The sequence below is a fragment of the Pantoea sp. Cr_R13 genome, from assembly GCF_029222565.1.
Taxonomy (GTDB): domain Bacteria; phylum Pseudomonadota; class Gammaproteobacteria; order Enterobacterales; family Enterobacteriaceae; genus Pantoea; species Pantoea eucalypti.
Map to the genome: position 1 here is coordinate 26,436 of NZ_JARHXL010000013.1, position 17,956 is coordinate 44,391.

14 protein-coding genes are annotated in these 17,956 nt (G+C 55.8%); 6 read left to right on the forward strand and 8 right to left on the reverse strand.

Annotated features, from left to right (window positions below; translation table 11 throughout):
• Positions 1-203: 203 nt before the first annotated feature.
• From acrD to narQ, 3 genes are all read right to left on the reverse strand, one after another.
• A complete protein-coding gene (gene acrD, locus P2R09_RS07935; RefSeq protein ID WP_275768618.1) occupies positions 204-3,320 on the reverse strand; it encodes a multidrug efflux RND transporter permease AcrD in 3,117 nt (1,038 codons plus the stop codon).
• Between the two features lie 167 nt (positions 3,321-3,487).
• Positions 3,488-4,117, reverse strand: coding sequence for a response regulator (locus tag P2R09_RS07940; RefSeq protein WP_003848809.1), 630 nt, complete (start codon positions 4,115-4,117; stop codon positions 3,488-3,490).
• 128 nt (positions 4,118-4,245) lie between these two features.
• On the reverse strand, positions 4,246-5,934 hold the full coding sequence (gene narQ, locus P2R09_RS07945) for a nitrate/nitrite two-component system sensor histidine kinase NarQ (protein WP_275768621.1): 1,689 nt from the start codon (positions 5,932-5,934) through the stop codon (positions 4,246-4,248).
• 257 nt (positions 5,935-6,191) lie between these two features.
• On the opposite strand from narQ, the gene P2R09_RS07950 reads away from it, so the two are divergent.
• From P2R09_RS07950 to P2R09_RS07965, 4 genes are all read left to right on the forward strand, one after another.
• On the forward strand, positions 6,192-6,464 hold the full coding sequence (locus P2R09_RS07950) for a DUF1471 domain-containing protein (protein WP_275768623.1): 273 nt from the start codon (positions 6,192-6,194) through the stop codon (positions 6,462-6,464).
• Between the two features lie 280 nt (positions 6,465-6,744).
• Positions 6,745-8,241, forward strand: a complete 1,497-nt coding sequence (ansP, locus tag P2R09_RS07955; protein WP_008926539.1) for an L-asparagine permease — start codon at positions 6,745-6,747, stop codon at positions 8,239-8,241.
• Between the two features lie 144 nt (positions 8,242-8,385).
• Positions 8,386-8,964, forward strand: coding sequence for a GDP-mannose pyrophosphatase NudK (gene nudK, locus P2R09_RS07960; protein ID WP_275768625.1), 579 nt, complete (start codon positions 8,386-8,388; stop codon positions 8,962-8,964).
• Positions 8,965-9,153: 189 nt separating this feature from the next.
• The gene (locus P2R09_RS07965; RefSeq protein WP_275768627.1) at positions 9,154-10,227 is read left to right on the forward strand and encodes a DUF1176 domain-containing protein; all 1,074 of its coding nucleotides are present in this window, start codon (positions 9,154-9,156) and stop codon (positions 10,225-10,227) included.
• On the opposite strand, the gene ampH is transcribed toward P2R09_RS07965, so the two are convergent.
• From ampH to amiA, 5 genes are all read right to left on the reverse strand, one after another.
• The gene (gene ampH / locus P2R09_RS07970; RefSeq protein ID WP_275768629.1) at positions 10,224-11,387 is read right to left on the reverse strand and encodes a D-alanyl-D-alanine-carboxypeptidase/endopeptidase AmpH; all 1,164 of its coding nucleotides are present in this window, start codon (positions 11,385-11,387) and stop codon (positions 10,224-10,226) included. The genes P2R09_RS07965 and ampH overlap by 4 nt on opposite strands.
• 259 nt (positions 11,388-11,646) lie before the next feature.
• A complete protein-coding gene (tkt, locus tag P2R09_RS07975; RefSeq protein WP_008926536.1) occupies positions 11,647-13,647 on the reverse strand; it encodes a transketolase in 2,001 nt (666 codons plus the stop codon).
• Positions 13,648-13,704: 57 nt separating this feature from the next.
• Entirely contained in the window at positions 13,705-14,655 is a 951-nt protein-coding gene (tal, locus tag P2R09_RS07980; RefSeq protein ID WP_003848827.1) for a transaldolase, read from the reverse strand.
• 346 nt (positions 14,656-15,001) lie between these two features.
• Complete coding sequence (hemF, locus tag P2R09_RS07985; RefSeq protein WP_275768633.1) at positions 15,002-15,916, reverse strand: oxygen-dependent coproporphyrinogen oxidase; 915 nt, start codon at positions 15,914-15,916, stop codon at positions 15,002-15,004.
• Between the two features lie 100 nt (positions 15,917-16,016).
• Positions 16,017-16,862: an N-acetylmuramoyl-L-alanine amidase AmiA gene (gene amiA, locus P2R09_RS07990; protein ID WP_275768635.1), complete on the reverse strand. Its 846-nt coding sequence runs from the start codon at positions 16,860-16,862 to the stop codon at positions 16,017-16,019.
• 207 nt (positions 16,863-17,069) lie between these two features.
• Here amiA and P2R09_RS07995 point away from each other — a divergent pair, with 207 nt between their 5' ends.
• Positions 17,070-17,495, forward strand: coding sequence for a GNAT family acetyltransferase (locus P2R09_RS07995; protein ID WP_003848834.1), 426 nt, complete (start codon positions 17,070-17,072; stop codon positions 17,493-17,495).
• Complete coding sequence (locus P2R09_RS08000) at positions 17,485-17,952, forward strand: DUF2919 family protein (RefSeq protein WP_275768638.1); 468 nt, start codon at positions 17,485-17,487, stop codon at positions 17,950-17,952. Before P2R09_RS07995 ends, P2R09_RS08000 begins: the two co-directional genes overlap by 11 nt.
• The last annotated feature ends 4 nt before the right edge of the window (positions 17,953-17,956 follow it).

Below are 17,956 nucleotides of genomic sequence, written 5' to 3' on the forward strand. Positions count from 1 at the left end.
TTACAGAGCGAAACATCGCCATTACAATAAGAGAGGGCATTATGATTGACACCGAAATGGGAACCTGGAAAGAATTTATCGAAGCAATGTTACGCAATAAGTAACACGCTAAGAGAAAAGCAGGACTATCCCGCTTGCTGGAATTCTTAACACACACATAAGTAAGGCGGTCACTGAAATCAGTGACCGCTTTTTATTTGGCGCTAGTCGTGCGGCTTCTCTTTGAGCGGGAAGCGACGACGGACCAGAACAAAGAACAGCGGGACAAAAAAGATCGCCAGCAGCGTAGCGGAGATCATTCCGCCCATCACGCCGGTGCCCACTGCATGCTGACTGCCGGAGCCTGCGCCGCTGCTGATTGCCATCGGCAGCACGCCAAAGATAAAGGCCAGCGAGGTCATCAGAATGGGTCGCAGACGCTGGCGCGACGCCTCCAGCGTGGACTCCACCAGTTCGCGTCCTTTACTGTTAATCTCATTAGCAAATTCCACAATCAGAATGGCGTTTTTGGCGGATAACCCGACGACTGTCAGCAGGCCCACCTGGAAGTAGACATCATTCTCCAGTCCGCGCAGCCAGGTCGCAATCAACGCACCGACGACACCCAGTGGGACCACCAGCATCACCGAGAACGGAATTGACCAGCTTTCATACAGTGCGGCCAGGCAGAGGAAGACGACCAGCAGCGAAATGGCATACAGCGCCGGTGCCTGTGAACCGGAGAGGCGCTCCTGATAAGAAGCACCTGTCCACTGGAACCCGACGCCCAGCGGCAGGGCATTCACCAGCTTTTCCATCTCATCCATTGCCGTTCCGCTGCTGACGCCATTAGCCGCTTCCCCGACAATCTCCAGTGAAGAATAACCGTTATAGCGTTCAAGACGGGGTGATCCGGTCTCCCAGCGGCTGGTGGCAAACGCGGAGAAGGGGACCATTTTTCCGCTGCTGTTGCGCACATACCACTTATTGACGTCGTCCGGCAGCATGCGGAATTCGGCGGCGGCCTGTACATAGACCTTTTTCACCCGACCGCGATCCAGGAAGTCGTTCACATAGGTTGAACCCCAGGCCGTGGTCATCGTGTCGTTGATGGTATCCAGCGACACGCCCAGCGCCTGCGCTTTACGGGCATCCACATCGATCTGCAGCTGCGGACTGTCATCCAGTCCATTGTGCCGTACCCGTGACAGCGACTTATCGTTGCCTGCCATTTCCAGCAGTTTGTCGCGCATCGCCATCATTTGGGTATGGCCGATACCGGCGTGATCCTGCAGTTCCATGTCAAAACCAGAGCTGCTGCCCATGCCGGTGATAGCAGGTGGACTGCTGGCAATAACCCGACCCTCTTTAATCTTCTGAAACGCTTTCGTCGCGCGATCGATAATCGCAAACGAAGTCCGATCGGCGCCAGGTCGCGCTTCCCAGTCTTTCAGACGTACGAACAGACGTGCGACGTTCTGTCCATTGCCGCCCGGCCCGGCTCCGATAGTGGAGAAAACCGACAGTACGTTGGCCTTCTCCTCGGTGAGATAATAATTTTCGACTTTGGCAACGACGCTGGCCGTTTGCTCAAGCGTCGCACCTGCCGGAAGCTGAACCTGAGTCAGGAATACGCCGCGATCTTCCAGCGGCAGAAATGACGTCGGCAGACGCAGAAACAGAAACGCCATCAGGCCAATAATCGCGACATAGACCAGCAGCCAGCGACCACCTGTGCGCAGGATGCCCGCAACGCCGCGTTCATAGCGGTCAGCGTTACGATTAAAGTGGCGATTGAACCAGCCGAAGAAGCCGCGACGCTCGTGCACCTCGCCCTGCGCAGCGGGTTTGAGCAGTGTGGCACAGAGCGCTGGCGTCAGGATCATCGCCACCAGCACTGACAGCACCATCGCCGAGACAATGGTGATAGAGAACTGACGATAAATGGCGCCAACGGTACCGCCGAAAAACGCCATTGGCACAAACACCGCAGAGAGCACCAGCGCGATACCCACCAGTGCACCCTGAATCTGTCCCATCGATTTTCGTGTGGCAGCACGCGGCGAAAGTCCCTCTTCATGCATGATGCGTTCAACGTTCTCCACCACCACAATGGCATCATCCACCAGTAGCCCTATCGCCAGCACCATGGCAAACATGGTCAGGGTATTGATGCTGAATCCAAAGGCATAAAGGACGCTAAAGGTGCCAAACAGCACCACCGGCACCGCAATGGTGGGAATTAAGGTGGCGCGGAAGTTCTGCATAAACAGATACATCACGCCAAATACCAGCACGATCGCTTCAAGCAGCGTCTTCACCACATCGGTAATTGATGCTTTGACGAACGGCGAGGTTTCATAGGCAATTTTTGCTTCCAGGCCGTGGGGGAAATAGTGCGAGAGTTCCTCTATACGCGCCCGTACCAGCTTATCAGTGTTCATCTCATTGGCACCGGACGCGAGCTTCACGCCTAAACCTGACGCAGGCTGGCCGTTATAGCGGCTCAGATAATCATACTTCTCTGCGCCCAGCGCCACGGTGGCGACATCGCCCAGCGTCACCACAGAACCGTCGGGATTGTTCTTCAGGGTAATGGCCCGGAACTGCTCGGGGGTCTGCAGCATCGACTGGGCGTTGACCGTGGCGTTAAGTGCCTGTTTCTCCACCGACGGCAGGCCACCGACCTGACCTACAGCCACCTGGGTATTCTGCGACTGGATTGCATTAACGACATCGTCGGTGGTGAGCGCGTAAGCGATCAGTTTGTTGGGATCGAGCCAGATGCGCATCGCATATTGCGAGCCGTAAGCATCAACCTGGCCAACGCCATCAATACGGCTCAGCGGGTCCTGAATATTACTGGCGACATAGTCTGAAATATCCTGCTTATCCATACTGCCGTCGGTCGAGACGAAAGCCACCATCAGAATATTGCTGTCACCGGTTTTGTTAACCGTCACGCCCTGCGACTGCACCGCCTGCGGCAATTTGCGCAGGGCGGACTGCAACTGGTTCTGAACCTGCTGGCGGGCTTCGTCGGGATTGGTCCCGGCAGTAAAGGTGAGGGTGATTTGCGCCTGACCAGTGTTGCTGCTGTTCGAGGACATGTACATCAGATTATCGATGCCGGTCATGTTCTGCTCGATCACCTGAGTCACGGTGTTTTCCAGCGTCTCGGCGGATGCGCCGGGATAGTTAGCGGTGATACGCACATTAGGTGGAGCCAGATCGGGATACTGCTCAACAGGCAGCGAAATAATCGAAAGGGTGCCACACAGGCACAGCAGAATCGCCAGCACCCAGGCAAAAATGGGGCGGTCGATAAAGAAATTCGACATTAAATCGACACTCCTCAGGACTTATTATTATCGGTCAGGCCCACCGGCAACGGGCGCACAGGCAGAAAGGTCGCAGGGTCTTTACACGATTCTCCGCCGCCTTTCACTTTACGTGCGGCAGCGAGGGAAATCGTGGAGAAATTGAGGAGAAAATGTAAATTCGTTGGCTATTTGCGGCTTTCAAGCCACATCACCGTGGCGGCAACGCGTGAACGGACATCCAGCTTGCGCAGCAGGTTACGGATATGCACTTTCACTGTCTCTTCAGAGATATGCAGAATGGCAGCGATCTCTTTGTTTGACAGGCCACGTGCCACCTCCTGCAGTACGTCGCGCTCGCGGTCAGTGAGAAGACGCAGAGGGTCGGCGCTGTGCTGACGGTTATCCAGATAGCTGGCAACGCCCTCACTAAAGACTTTTTCACCCCGCGATGCCTGCAGAATATGTCCCAGCAGAATCTCTGGCTCGCTGTCCTTGAGCAGATAGCCGTCGGCACCGGCATCCACCATGGCAAAAATATCACTGCGGGCATCGGAGACGGTCAGCACCAGGATGCGCGAGCTGATACCTTCGTGGCGCAGCGCCTTTAGGGTATCCAGCCCGGACATGCCTTTCATGTTGAGGTCGAGCAGAATGATATCAGGTTCCTGACGGCGGGCTTCCGCCAGCGCTTCGGTGCCATTGTTAGCCTCGGCGATCACGTCCAGCCGGGGATCCAGTGCCAGCAGCTGACGAACGCCGCGGCGCATCAGAGGGTGATCATCCACAATCATCAATGTTAATGCGGGCTGTTGCATAATTTCTCCGTTTTATCGTTTCAGACTGCGGCGGGGCAACACATATCGCGCACCGGTATGCCTGTGTTCAGCCTGGAATAGCCTGCTATCTATAGCCAGTAGCGTGTTTTAATTATTTGAAGGATAAATTACGTTAGCTGCTGTGCCGGTTGCGGTGGAAAGCGCAGTTCAACCCGGGTCCCTTGTTCCTGTGCGTGAAGGGTCAGATTACCATTAAGGCGCTGGGCTCGTTCAGCCATAATCGTCAGACCGTAATGGCCTGGAGGTTCGTCAGTACTGCCGATGCCCACACCGTCATCCGTTATTGTAAGTAAATGCTCACCTTGATCGCTGTGCTGATAGTCCACGTTGATCACCTGCGCACTCGCATGACGAATCGCATTCAGCAACGCCTCCCGGGCGATCTGCAAGACATGCACCTGCTGCTGTGCCTCCAGACTTTGCAGGCCGGTCTGATAGTTAAAATGTATCTCTGCGCCGCTCTTTTCCTGCAACGAGGCGATCATTGCCTGCATCGCCGCCACCAGATCTGCCTGCTCAATGGTCAGGCGGAAGGTGGTCAGCAGTTCGCGCAACTGCCGGTAGGCATCAGCCAGCGCCTGATCGAAGTCAGCGATAATCGCATGGGCGGCACTGTCATCCCTGTCCACGGTGCGGCGTAACAGGGTCAGCTGAATACGTAAAAAGGAGAGTGACTGCGCCAGTGAGTCATGTAATTCCCGGGCAATCGTCGTCCGCTCTTCAATCAGCAGCATTTGTTGATACTGCTGCTGTGCCTGCCAGATCCAGATTGCGCGTCCCAGCATCGCCGCAAGACTGCGCATCAGCTCATCCGGTGGGGAAGCGCCACACGTCTGCCAGCGCAGTTCGCCAATCTGCTGCTCATCCTGCTGTAATGGCTGACGTTGCCACTCACCAGCCGCCTTTTCGTCACCGGCGCGGAACTGAAACTGGTCGCTCTCGAGCCAGATTGCCGTCAGTTTCTCACGCGTCAGTACCGTGGTCAGCACCGCTTCAAACAGCGCCGGATGCAGTGGGCTGGCGGTCAGCATTTGTGAGCTGTCATAGAGTAGCGACAGCGTGCGATTCGCCTGAGTTAAGTCTTCCGTCTTTGCGCGAACCGTACTCTCCAGCAACTGGTAATGCGAATGCAGGCGTGCCGCCATACCGCTAAAGGCATGCGACAGAACCCGCAGCTCATTTTGTTGCTCAACGTGCAACGGCGGAAAAGCAAAGTTGCCATTCTCGACGTAGCGGCTGGCTGTGACCAGCGCATTCAGTGGCCGCACGACATGCAGTCGGGTAAAGCGAATCGTCATGAGCGCCAGCGCCACAATCGCAATAACACCGACCAGGCTGCTGGCTGCCACCAGATGCATTTTTAATTCGGTATAACGTTGCAGACCCAGAACAAAGCGATCAATTTCCCTGACGTAAATGGGCACCTGCTGCTGCAAGACCACGCTATCACCCCGTTGCAACGTCTGTTGCAGGAGAGGCCAGGCGGCGCGCAGTCGCTGGTAGCGAACGCCCACTTCGCGCGGTACCCAGGGCCGATCAAGATTCTGCAGCACCGGCGCATCCAGCGTTTGCTGATAGCGCGCGAAATGTTGCGGCAGGTTTTGCGGCTGACGGCTGGCATCCCAGGCCATGCGATAGCTCTGCATGCGCAGTGAACCCGCCAGATTAATCGCCTCGGCGTCGCGCTGACTGCTGAGTAGCGTGACTAAGACCAGGCTGGTGGTGAGCAGCGACAGCAGGACAATGGCGCTGAGGGCCCGAGCGATGCTTTGTGTAACGGAACGTTTAACGATCACATGAATGGCCCTCTTCTGAGTGGGGGAATTATATGAGCGAAGTCACGCAACGCAAATGATCTATTCCCTGTTTATCGCACAGGACATTACACATCGCACATAAAATGACCTCGACTGACACTTCCCAGGATGCGTTACGATTTTACGGTTAAAAAGGGAACAGGTTTACATCGTGCCGATGTTGCTTTTCATTGCAGCGCTAATAATTCACTCAGTCATTAGCAACGCAATCCCGATCACAGATCAAGGAGCATCCAATGAAAAAACTGAGTGCTGTACTGGCGGGTGCTTTACTGGCTACCGCCTCATTTGCCACCTTCGCCGCCGCGCCAGTCGATCAGTCACAGGCGCTGGGTATGCAGAGCATCGGCAGCGTGTCTGTCTCCGGCGTACGCGGTTCACTGGATGATGCGAATCGCCAGTTATCGCAAAAAGCGCAAGAGATGGGCGCCAGCCATTACCGTGTTATCGGCGTCGATAACCCAGGCGACTCCAGCCTGTGGAGCGGCACCGCAGAGATTTATCGCTAACCCCACCTTCCAGTTTCCATCCCTGTAGCTTTTACCGGCCTGAAAATGGCCGGTTTTTTTGTTTTTGTGCATCAGGATTGATTCTTACAAATCAGCCTGTGCATCTGCCCGGTATATTTTGCTTCGTTCTTGCAGAACGGGTAGGATTCATCGCCGTAAATTCCCGCGCTGCCCGGCACTCACTCACGGGCAAACGCACAGAGGAAAATCCCCCATTTTGCAGGGCGTTACGTTCGCATTGGGGAGAAGACGACTGATGGTCCGGACAAACAGGAATGCTATGAAATCTAAAAAGAAAACCCCAGGTGAGATGCGCGCTGCGAAACGCCGCTGGCTGAATTCTCACGATGCTGGTTACCAGAAAGCGATGGGTAACCGTCACGTTCAGATGATTGCGATCGGCGGTGCTATCGGCACCGGTTTGTTCCTGGGAGCAGGTGGCCGTTTGCAGGCTGCTGGCCCCGCTTTAGCCCTCATCTATCTGGTGTGTGGCATCTTCTCCTTCTTCATTCTGCGTGCGCTGGGCGAACTGGTGTTACACCGCCCGAGCAGTGGCAGCTTTGTCTCTTACGCCCGTGAATTCCTGGGTGAGAAAGCCTCTTACGTTGCAGGCTGGATGTACTTCGTCAACTGGGCGATGACCGGTATCGTCGACATCACCGCCGTTGCGCTCTACATGCATTACTGGGGCGCGTTTGGTGATGTGCCACAATGGGTCTTTGCGCTCGGTGCGCTTGCGATTGTCGGCACCATGAACATGATTGGCGTTAAATGGTTTGCCGAGATGGAGTTCTGGTTCGCGCTGGTGAAAGTGCTGGCAATTGTGATTTTCCTGGTGGTGGGTGTGGTGTTTCTTGGCACCGGCAAGCCGCTGGATGGCAACAGCACTGGTTTCCATCTGATTACTGATAACGGCGGCCTGTTCCCGCATGGCCTGCTGCCCGCGCTGGTGCTGATTCAGGGGGTTGTATTCGCCTTTGCCTCAATTGAGCTGGTCGGTACAGCGGCCGGTGAATGTAAAGACCCGCAAACCATGCTGCCGAAAGCGATCAATAGTGTGATCTGGCGTATTGGTCTGTTCTATGTCGGTTCAGTTGTGTTGCTGGTGCTGCTGCTGCCATGGAATGCCTATCAGGCGGGCCAGAGTCCATTCGTGACTTTCTTCTCGAAACTTGGCGTGCCTTACGTTGGCAGCATCATGAACATCGTGGTCCTGAGCGCAGCGCTCTCCAGCCTGAACTCCGGCCTCTATTCAACCGGGCGTATTCTGCGTTCCATGTCGATGGGTGGCTCTGCACCGAAATTCATGTCAAAGATGAACGGTCAGCAGGTCCCTTATGCCGGTATTCTCGTCACCATTGCCGTTTATGTCATCGGTGTAGTGCTTAACTACTATGTGCCTTCTCAGGTATTTGAGATCGTCCTGAACGTTGCCTCACTGGGCATTATCTCCTCCTGGGCCTTTATCGTGGTTTGCCAGCTGCGTCTGCGCAAAGCGATCAAAGAAGGCAAAGCAGATGATGTCAGCTTCAAGCTGCCAGGTGCGCCGTTCACCTCATGGCTGACGCTGCTGTTCCTGTTCAGCGTGCTGGTGCTGATGGCGTTTGACTACCCGAACGGGACGTACACCATTGCCTCTATTCCGCTGATTGCAGTGCTGCTGGTGCTGGGATGGTTTGGTGTGCGTAAGCGTGTTAACGCTATCGCGCAGACCGAACAGGATCATCACGAGGATGAGCCTCAGTCAACCCGACTGGCTGACGATACGTCACGCTGATCAGGTCTGCATCAATCAGGGCCAGCCTTCGGGCTGGCTTTTTTTTGGCCGCTAATCGCCTTTTTGCCAATGCGAATTAGGATAGTTTTCCGGCAAGCCTGGCCCTATGATGAATAACTCCCTTTATGCGGTAGCGGAGTCTCCATGTCGTTTAAGATCAACATCATCAAAAATAAGCTCCTGTCTGAAAACTGGTTTGTGCTGCGCAACTACACCTATGACATCACCGATCACCGTGGCGAGGTTATCCGTCATAAACGCGAAGTCTACGATCGCGGAAATGGGGCGACCATCCTGCTCTATAATCGCGAAAAGAACAGTGTCGTCCTGACACGCCAGTTTCGCATCGCGACGTACGTCAACGGCAACGACGGCGGCATGTTAATTGAAGCCTGCGCGGGCTTGCTGGACGACGACTCCCCGGAAGATTGCATCCGCAAAGAGGCGATTGAAGAGACCGGATATGCAGTCGGTGAGGTGGAGAAAATTTTTACCTGCTATATGTCGCCGGGCGGCGTCACGGAATTGGTCCACTTTTTTGCGGCAGAATACAACGAATCACTGCGCGACAACCCAGGCGGTGGCGTTGAGGATGAGTCAATTGATGTGCTGGAACTGAGCTTCCCTGATGCGCTGGCGATGGTGGCCGATGGCCGTATCCGCGACGGTAAAACCATTATGCTGCTACAGCATGCGCAGATTGCGGGATGGCTGAGGCCTTAGGAAACCCATCTGTCATACCTGTTGCCGCGCAGCAGCGCTGAACGTGGAAGGATGCAGCTTTATCCACCTTATGTACGCTTTTTAAGCACTTAACTGCGCTTTTTGCACAGGTTCACAGAATGCGAACCCTGCCAGGCCCGTTGATGCGCTATCCTCTCCATTCTGGTTATTCGGGGATCGATTTTCTTAATGTCGTATTGGATGAAATCGCTGTGGCTGTTGCCGTCTTTGTGGGTTGCCTGTGTTCAGGCGGAACCGTTGCAAAAGTCATTCAACGACTGGCAAATTACCTGCAACAATGTCGCCTTTTGCGTGGCGCGCAATATTCCAGGCGACAAAGGGTTGGTGATGACGATTTCGCGTCATGCGGGCGTCAACGATCGCCCCTTGCTGCGCATTGACTATGGCAGCGCCTACAGTGGTGCGCTGCCTGGCGGTCCGCTTCAGGATAACCTGCTGCTCGATCAGCGCCGCCTTAAACCCGACCTCAAACACTGGACGGTAGAACCTCATCATCTCGCCACCAGCAATACCATCGCGATAGATGAGTTCCTTGATCTGGTGATGGAGGCGAAAACCCTGCAGCTCACCTTTGATCCCAATGCGCTGATCTCGTTGCGCGGCATGAAAGCTGCACTGTTGCTGATGGATGACACCCAGGGGCGGGTCAACAGCCTGAGCGCGTGGATCAAGCGTGGCGACCGTGCCAGCTGGGACGTTCCGCCGCCGCCTGCGCTGCCGCCATTGCCGCCTGCTGTCGAGCCGCCCGCAGCCCTGACGCGCGGTGAGACCAGCGGACTCATTGATTACGGCACCTGGCGGGTCAATACCGATTCCTGTTCACTCGATCCGCTACGCCGGGAAGTCAGCGTGGCTCCCCTCACTGACCAGCGCGCACTGCTGCTGGTGAGTTGTGAAATGGGGGCTTATAACGTGATCGATCTGGCGTTTGAAGTGACGCGCAGCCAGCCTTACGTGGCGCGGGGTATTACCTTAACGTTGCCGTTTACACCGCCGGGTGCCAGCGATCGTCAGCTGGAGCTGATTAACGCCGAGTATGATGCGGCCAGCGGCCAGCTCTATACGTTTGGTAAAGGACGGGGACTGGGTGATTGTGGCAGTGCGACACGCTGGCAGTTTGATGGCACGCGTTTTGTGTTAGCGGAGTATGCGGAAGAGTCGACCTGTGACGCCTGGCACAGCAGTGATGACTGGCCAACCCTGTGGGTCAGCCAGTCTGACGGTAGCGTACAGCAGCGTTAAGGAATGGCCTGCACCATCATCGGTGAGCCCAGTTGGTTACCCACCAGTTCGGCCAGCATATTGTTCACGCCGTCGCTCATTGGCGTAAAGCGGGTCAGCGGCGAGCGCGTCACCACGACAAACACCCCAACGTTATGCTGCGGCACCATCGCCATATAGGTGATGAAACCGCCACCGCCGCCGGTTTTCTGAATAATGCCCGGGCGACCATTTTTTGGCCCCATATAGACCCAGCCCATACCCAGTGCATCCGCTTTACCTGGCACATCCATGCCTTCAACTTTGTGCAGCTGATCGCGACGGTAAATCAGCGTTTGCAGTCTATCGATCTGCGGCGTGCGATGGTTTACCGAAGAGTTAAGGAACTGCTGCATCCAGCGGCCCATATCATCCGGCGTGGAATAGACGCCGCCGCTGCCGATCGCCGCCAGCGTGTTATTACACGGGCTGGCACCTTTCTCCGCCACCATCAGGCGTCCGCACTGCTCGGGCGACGGCGTAAAGGTGGTGTCTTTCATGCCCAGCGGGCGGGTTATCAGTTGCTGAAACAGCGCCGGATAAGGGGTGCCGGCGGCGCGTGACAGCGCATCGCTCAACAGATCGTAGCCCAGGTTGGAGTAGGCGGCACTGCTGCCGGGTGCCGCTTTAAGGCTGGCGCGCGCCAGCCATGTCCAGCGCTCGCTTTTCGTCGGCCAGACAAACACCGGACGCTGCGCTTTGCCGCCTGGCTGTTCGCGCGGCAGTCCGCTGGTGTGGGTTGAGAGATTAATCAGGCGAATAGGCTGGCCATTGTACGTGGGCACGCGTGCACCTGGAGGCGCATATCTACTCAGGGGATCGTCAAGGCGAATCTGTCCGCGTTCAGCCATCTTCACCATCACTTCACTGGTCATCAGCTTACTCAGCGAGGCGATGCGAATCAGTGAATCTTTCTGCGGACGGACATTGTTGCCGGGACGGGTGTCACCGAAGCTGGCGAACACCCGCTGATTGCCATCTATCGCCACCAGCGCCATGCCGGTTGCACCGCTGCCATAAAAAATATGTTCCGCATAGCGATCAACAATCTGAGAAGCCAGCAGCGGATCGGGCGCGACCTGCGCCATGCTTTTTAAAGGAAGCAGTGAAACCATCAGGGCCAGTAAATAGGGTGTACGCATGTTCAACGGAAGTGGCTTCGCTATAGATATCGGAGAAAATCTGCCTTCACTCATCAGGATGCGGCAGGTCAGACCCGTTTTTATCCCGGCAGGAACAACAGCAGGAAAAGAGGGCCAGCCAGCGTACAGGCAGCATTGAATAGGACGGCTCTATAGTAATCAGTTTGCGCGGGGCGTGAAGAGGGGAATAGAGGTTTTTTTCTGTTTCAGTTTTTAAGATGAAATGGCCCTTCCCGGTGAGCCGGGAAGGGCACAGGCATTAAACGGGCTTGAGTAATGCTTCAGCATGGCTGACGATATTCTCAACCGTGAAGCCAAACTCTGCGAACAGCTGGCTGGCAGGGGCGGACTCACCAAAGGTGGTCATCCCGACAATTGCACCATCCAGACCGACATACTTGAACCAGTAGTCAGCAATACCTGCTTCGACTGCCACACGCGCTTTCACGCCGCTCGGCAGAACAGATTCGCGGTAAGCGGCATCCTGCGCATCAAACAGGTCAGTTGAAGGCAGTGAAACCACCCGCACCTTGTGACCGCCCGTGGTGAGTTTTTCTGCTGCACCCAGCGTGATTTCAATCTCAGAACCGGTGGCGATCAGAATCACGTCTGGCGTGCCGTCGCAATCCTTCAGCACGTAGCCGCCGCGTTTGATATTTTCGATCTGCTCCGGCGTACGTTCCGGCTGCAGCAGGTTCTGACGGGAGAGGATCAGCGCGGTTGGACCGTGATGGCGTTCAATAGCCGCTTTCCACGCCACCGCCGTTTCCACCTGGTCACAAGGGCGCCATACGCTCATGTTTGGCGTCAGACGCAGGCTGGCGATCTGCTCAACCGGCTGGTGCGTCGGGCCATCTTCGCCCAGACCGATGGAGTCATGGGTGTAGACCAGAATCTGACGCGCCTTCATTAACGCCGCCATACGCGCGGCGTTTCGCGCATATTCCACAAACATCAGGAAGGTGGCAGTGTAAGGAACGAAACCGCCGTGGTGCGCGATACCGTTACCAATCGCCGTCATGCCAAATTCACGTACGCCGTAGTGAATGTAGTTACCGGCCGGATCCTCTTTGATCGATTTGGAGCCTGACCAGATAGTGAGGTTACTCGGCGCCAGATCAGCCGAGCCGCCAAGGAATTCCGGCAGCATTTTACCGTACGCTTCCAGCGAATTTTGTGACGCTTTGCGGCTGGCGATTTTCTGCGGATTAGCCTGCAGTTCCTGAATGAAACGGGCTGCTTCGGTTTCCCAGTTTGCCGGCATTTCGCCATTCATGCGGCGTTCATACTCTTTCGCCAGCTCAGGATAGGCTGCTTTGTAAGCGGCAAATTTCGCATCCCAGGCTTTTTCACGTTCAGCACCTGCCGCTTTGGCATCCCACTGCTGGTAGATTTCAGCCGGGATTTCAAACGCCGGGTAGTTCCAGCCCAGCTGCTTACGGGTCAGGGCAACTTCAGCCTCACCCAGCGCTGCGCCGTGCGACTCTTCTTTACCGGCCTTGTTCGGTGACCCGAAACCGATAATGGTGCGGCAGATAATCAGTGAAGGCTTATCGGTAACGCTCTGTGCTTCTTTAATGGCGTCACGAATAGCATCAGCGTCATGTCCGTCGATGTCGCCAATCACATGCCAGTTGTAGGACTCAAAGCGTTTGTGGGTGTCGTCGGTAAACCAGCCTTCGGTCTCGCCATCGATTGAAATACCGTTATGGTCGTAGAAGCCGATCAGTTTACCCAGGCCCAGGGTGCCCGCCAGTGAACAGACTTCGTGCGAGATCCCTTCCATCAGACAGCCATCGCCCATAAACACATAGGTGTGGTGATCGACAATGTCATGGTCCGGACGGTTAAACTGCGCGGCCAGCGTGCGTTCTGCAATCGCCAGACCCACGGCATTAGCCAGTCCCTGACCCAGCGGGCCGGTGGTGGTTTCAACGCCTGGGGTGTAACCAATTTCCGGGTGACCCGGTGTTTTAGAGTGCAGCTGGCGGAAATTTTTCAGCTCTTCAATTGGCAGGTCATAGCCGCTGAGGTGCAGCAGGCTATAAAGCAGCATGGAGCCATGGCCGTTGGAGAGGATAAAGCGGTCGCGATCAAGCCAGGCGGGATTGGTCGGATTGTGCTGGAGGAAGTCGCGCCACAACACTTCGGCGATATCGGCCATACCCATCGGCGCACCGGGGTGGCCTGAATTTGCCTTCTGGACGGCATCCATGCTCAGTGCACGGATCGCGTTTGCCAACTCTCTGCGTGAGGACATACAGTTCTCCCTTGTTATGCATCAGGGCGGGAATGTCCCGCCCGATTAAAATGAGGACTACAGGCGTGCGGCGAGCACATCTTCCAGTTTCTGCTGGTCAACCGCGAACTGGCGGATGCCGTCAGAGAGTTTCTCAACGGCCATCGGGTCCTGGTTATGTTCCCAGCGGAACTCCGCTTCGGAGAGCGGCGATGGCTGATGGAAGCCTTCTGTGGAGGGCTCCAGTTTGCGCTCCAGCGGCGCATCACTGTTCTGCATCTCTTCCAGCAGGTTAGGGGAGATCGTCAGGCGATCGCAGCCCGCCAGCGCGATAATCTGCTCCACTTTACGGAAGCTGGCACCCATGATGATGGTGCTGTAACGGTGCTTTTTGTAGTAATCGTAAATGCGACGCACAGACTTCACGCCGGGATCTTCATCCGCCACATAGGGTTCCATCGGCTTGCGTGAGTTGTACCAGTCATAGATGCGGCCAACAAACGGGGAGATCAGGAACACGCCCGCTTCGGCACAGGCACGCGCCTGGGCAAAGGAGAAGAGCAGTGTCAGGTTGCACTTAATGCCGTTTTTCTCCAGCTCTTCTGCTGCACGGATACCTTCCCAGGTCGACGCCAGCTTAATCAGTACGCGAGAGCGGTCGATACCGTGCTCTTCATACATCCGAATCAGTTTTTCTGCTTTGGTGACACACATGCCACGATCGAAGGAGAGGCGCGCATCCACTTCGGTCGAAACACGGCCCGGTATGCTCTTCAGGATTTCCATACCGAGGTTGATCGCCACTTTGTCGCTGGCATTAATAATCTGGGTCTCTTTGCTGCCACCCTGTTTTTTGGCGTACTCAATCGCGTCATCCATCAGGTGTTTATACCCTTCGAGACCGGACGCTTTCAGAATGAGTGAGGGGTTGGTGGTGGCGTCTTCCGGATGGTAATTACGAATCGATTCGATATCACCACTGTCCGCCACCACGGTGGTGAACTGTTTTAGGGCTTCTAACTGATTCATCTCTAAACTCCTTGAAAAGAAAAATGAAAGCGAACAGGGAGCACCTCAGGCCTCGCAGCCGGTCTGTGGCATGTTCTGCTACCGGTAACGCGAACCCATAACATTGCAACAGAGACTTTCTGATGGAAATGCGGTTTCTCTGATTGTTGCGCTGCGAGGCGGTGCGAAGGAGCCGTCATGCGGTTTTTACCGTGGGATGCGCCATATTCCATCTGTAAGCATAGCAGTCACGCGGAATGACGCAGGCTGCACTGTAGCAATCCGTGCCCTGTAAAAAAGAATAAACCGATCAGGAGAGAGGTAAGCGCAGCGCGGAAGCAGGCTCGCGCTGCAGCGGCAGAAGAAATCAGACGGGCAGGTTCAGCCAGTTTTTTACCGGCAGGAAATCGCGATAGAGAGCCGCTTCTGGAGAGTCGGCCTCGGGCTGGTAATCATATTCCCAGCGCACCAGCGGTGGCATCGACATCAGGATCGATTCTGTGCGGCCACCGGTCTGCAGGCCAAACAGCGTGCCACGGTCCCACACCAGATTAAACTCCACATAGCGACCACGGCGGTAGAGCTGGAACTGGCGCTCACGATCGCCCCAAGGATGATCTTTACGGCGCGCCACAATGGGCCGATAAGCATCGATAAAGCCGCGGCCTACCGACTGCATAAAGCTGAAGCTCTGCTCAAAGTCGGGCCTATTGAGATCGTCAAAAAAGAGACCGCCAATGCCGCGCTGCTCATCACGATGCTTCAGATAAAAATAGTCGTCGCACCATTTTTTGTAGCGTGGATAAACATCTTCACCAAAAGGCTGACAAATGTTTGCTGCAGTCTGATGCCAGTGCAGCGCATCTTCTTCGAAGCCATAAAAGGGGGTCAGGTCAAAGCCGCCGCCAAACCACCAGACTGGATCGGCACCCGGTTTCTCGGCGATAAAGAAGCGCACGTTGGCGTGACTGGTGGGCACATAGGGATTGCTCGGGTGGATCACCAGAGAGACCCCCATCGCTTCAAAGCTACGACCCGCCAGCTCTGGCCGGTGCGCGGTCGCTGATGCTGGCATCTGATCGCCATGCACATGCGAAAAGTTGACGCCTGCCTGCTCAAACACCGCGCCATTGCGCAGGACGCGGCTCTGACCGCCGCCGCCGCCAGGACGCTGCCAGCTATCCTCGGCAAACTGTGCGCCGCCATCTTCAACTGCCAGCTGGTTACAAATCTCATCCTGCAGTGCGAGCAGGAATGCTTTTACGCGTGAAATATCAGCCATCTTTTCGCTTATCGTTTGTCAAAGTCTGACGCGATTATACGCAAAACCGCGCCGCTTGCATGAGTACGGCGAGTGCCCGGACCTAAACCCGCTACCCACATCAGGCGTTGCGGCGGTCAAACTCATCAAAGTAATTGACGATGCCGCTGGCAATTGCAGAGGCAATTTTCTGGCGAAACGCCGTCGTGCCGAGTAATTGCTCTTCGCGCGGATTGGTAATAAAGGAAGTCTCAACCAGCACGGAGGGGATCGACGGTGACTTGAGTACCGCAAAGGCCGCCTGCTCGGTGTGCTGGCTATGAAGATGATGCACCGGTCGGATCTGGTCCAGTACGTGCTTGCCCAGTGTCAGGCTGTTCTTGATGGTGTCAGTCTGCACCAGGTCGAACAGGATCTGCTGCAGATAGTGATCCTGCTGCTGCGCTTTCACGCCGCCCAGTTTGTCTGCATCGTTCTCCCGCTGTGACAGGTAACGCGCCATGGAGCTGCTGGCCCCACGATTAGAGAGCGCAAATACGGAGGCGCCACTGGCGTCGGGGCTGGTAAAGCCGTCGGCATGAATCGACATAAAGAGATCGGCGCCGTGCTGATGAGCGATTTCGACGCGCTGATAGAGCGGGATAAAATGGTCGCTGTCGCGGGTCAGGCGCACTTCAATGCGCGGATGGCTCTGGAGCTGGCGCTGCACGTTGCCAGCGATCTCCAGCACGATGTGTTTCTCTTCTGAACCTTCTTCGCCAACAGCACCGGAGTCGATGCCACCGTGGCCAGGATCAATCATGACGATGCGTTTGCCGTTCTTCGCGGCTGGAGCAGGGCGCGTATGAGGATTTGCTCCGGTCAGGGTTTTTTCTTTAGCCTGAACCGCACGCGGCGTTAAAATGGCTAGCGCCAGCCCGGAAAGCAGTAACTGACGACGATGAATCAAACGTTTAAGCAGGTGCATGTGGGGGTCCGGTAACAGGAATCTTGCCGGTGTTATAGCCTAAGCCTCTGCTGCCTGCGATCACAGAAACATTTCAGGGCATTACTTTGTATTGCAGGTCGCGAACAGGAAATTTGCGCTTTTTTATTTGTCCCTCGCCATGGAGGGTTGCGTGCAGCAGAGAATGCGTGATAATCAGCAAATTGTGCTTATTTGCAGGTAAAGAAGATGGAAATCCGCGCCTTCCGCCAGGAAGATTTTGAAGAAGTGATCACCTTATGGGAACGTTGCGATTTGTTACGGCCATGGAACGATCCGGAGCTGGATATCGAACGCAAAATGAATCACGACCCCGATCTCTTTCTGGTCGCTGAAGTTGGCGGTGTCGTCGTTGGCACGCTGATGGGCGGTTACGATGGTCACCGTGGCGCGGCGTATTACCTGGCGGTGCATCCTGACTATCAGGGACGCGGCTTCGCGAATGCGCTGATGAACCGTCTGGAGAAAAAGCTGATCGCGCGAGGCTGTCCGAAACTGCATCTGATGATCCGTGAAGAGAACGATCAGGTGGTGGCGTTTTATGAGAAGCTCGATTATGAGCCGGTTGATGCGCTGCTGTTTGGTAAGCGTCTGATTGAAGATCGTGAATACTAATCCGTTGCCTGGCTATCAGCCGGACGAATACGACGCGAAAGGGCAGCTACGGCTGCCGTTTCTTTTTTGGCTAATCCTGTTGCTTCAGGCCCGAACCTGGCTGCTGCTGGCGATGGCTGGCGCGTCACGGCAACAGGGCAACGATCTGCTGGCGCTGTTCTATCCGGATCGTCAGGCGTTCTGGATTGGACTGGCACTGGGTTTACCCGCGCTGGCGGGCCTGCTGCTGACCGGTTATCGCACGCGCCTGCCGCGACTCTGGCAGCACTGGCGCAGGGTACTGGCGCTGTCGCTGTTGGTGAATCTCCTCTGGCAGGGCTGGCAGTTTGTGCAGGGTGATCTGCTCAGCTCACCGCTGCCCTTGTTGCTGACGCTGTTCGACCTGCTGGCGCTGATCTGGCTGCAGTTTAATCGCCGCTGCCGCGACTGCTTTCTGCCCGAACACCATCTCAACTAAACTT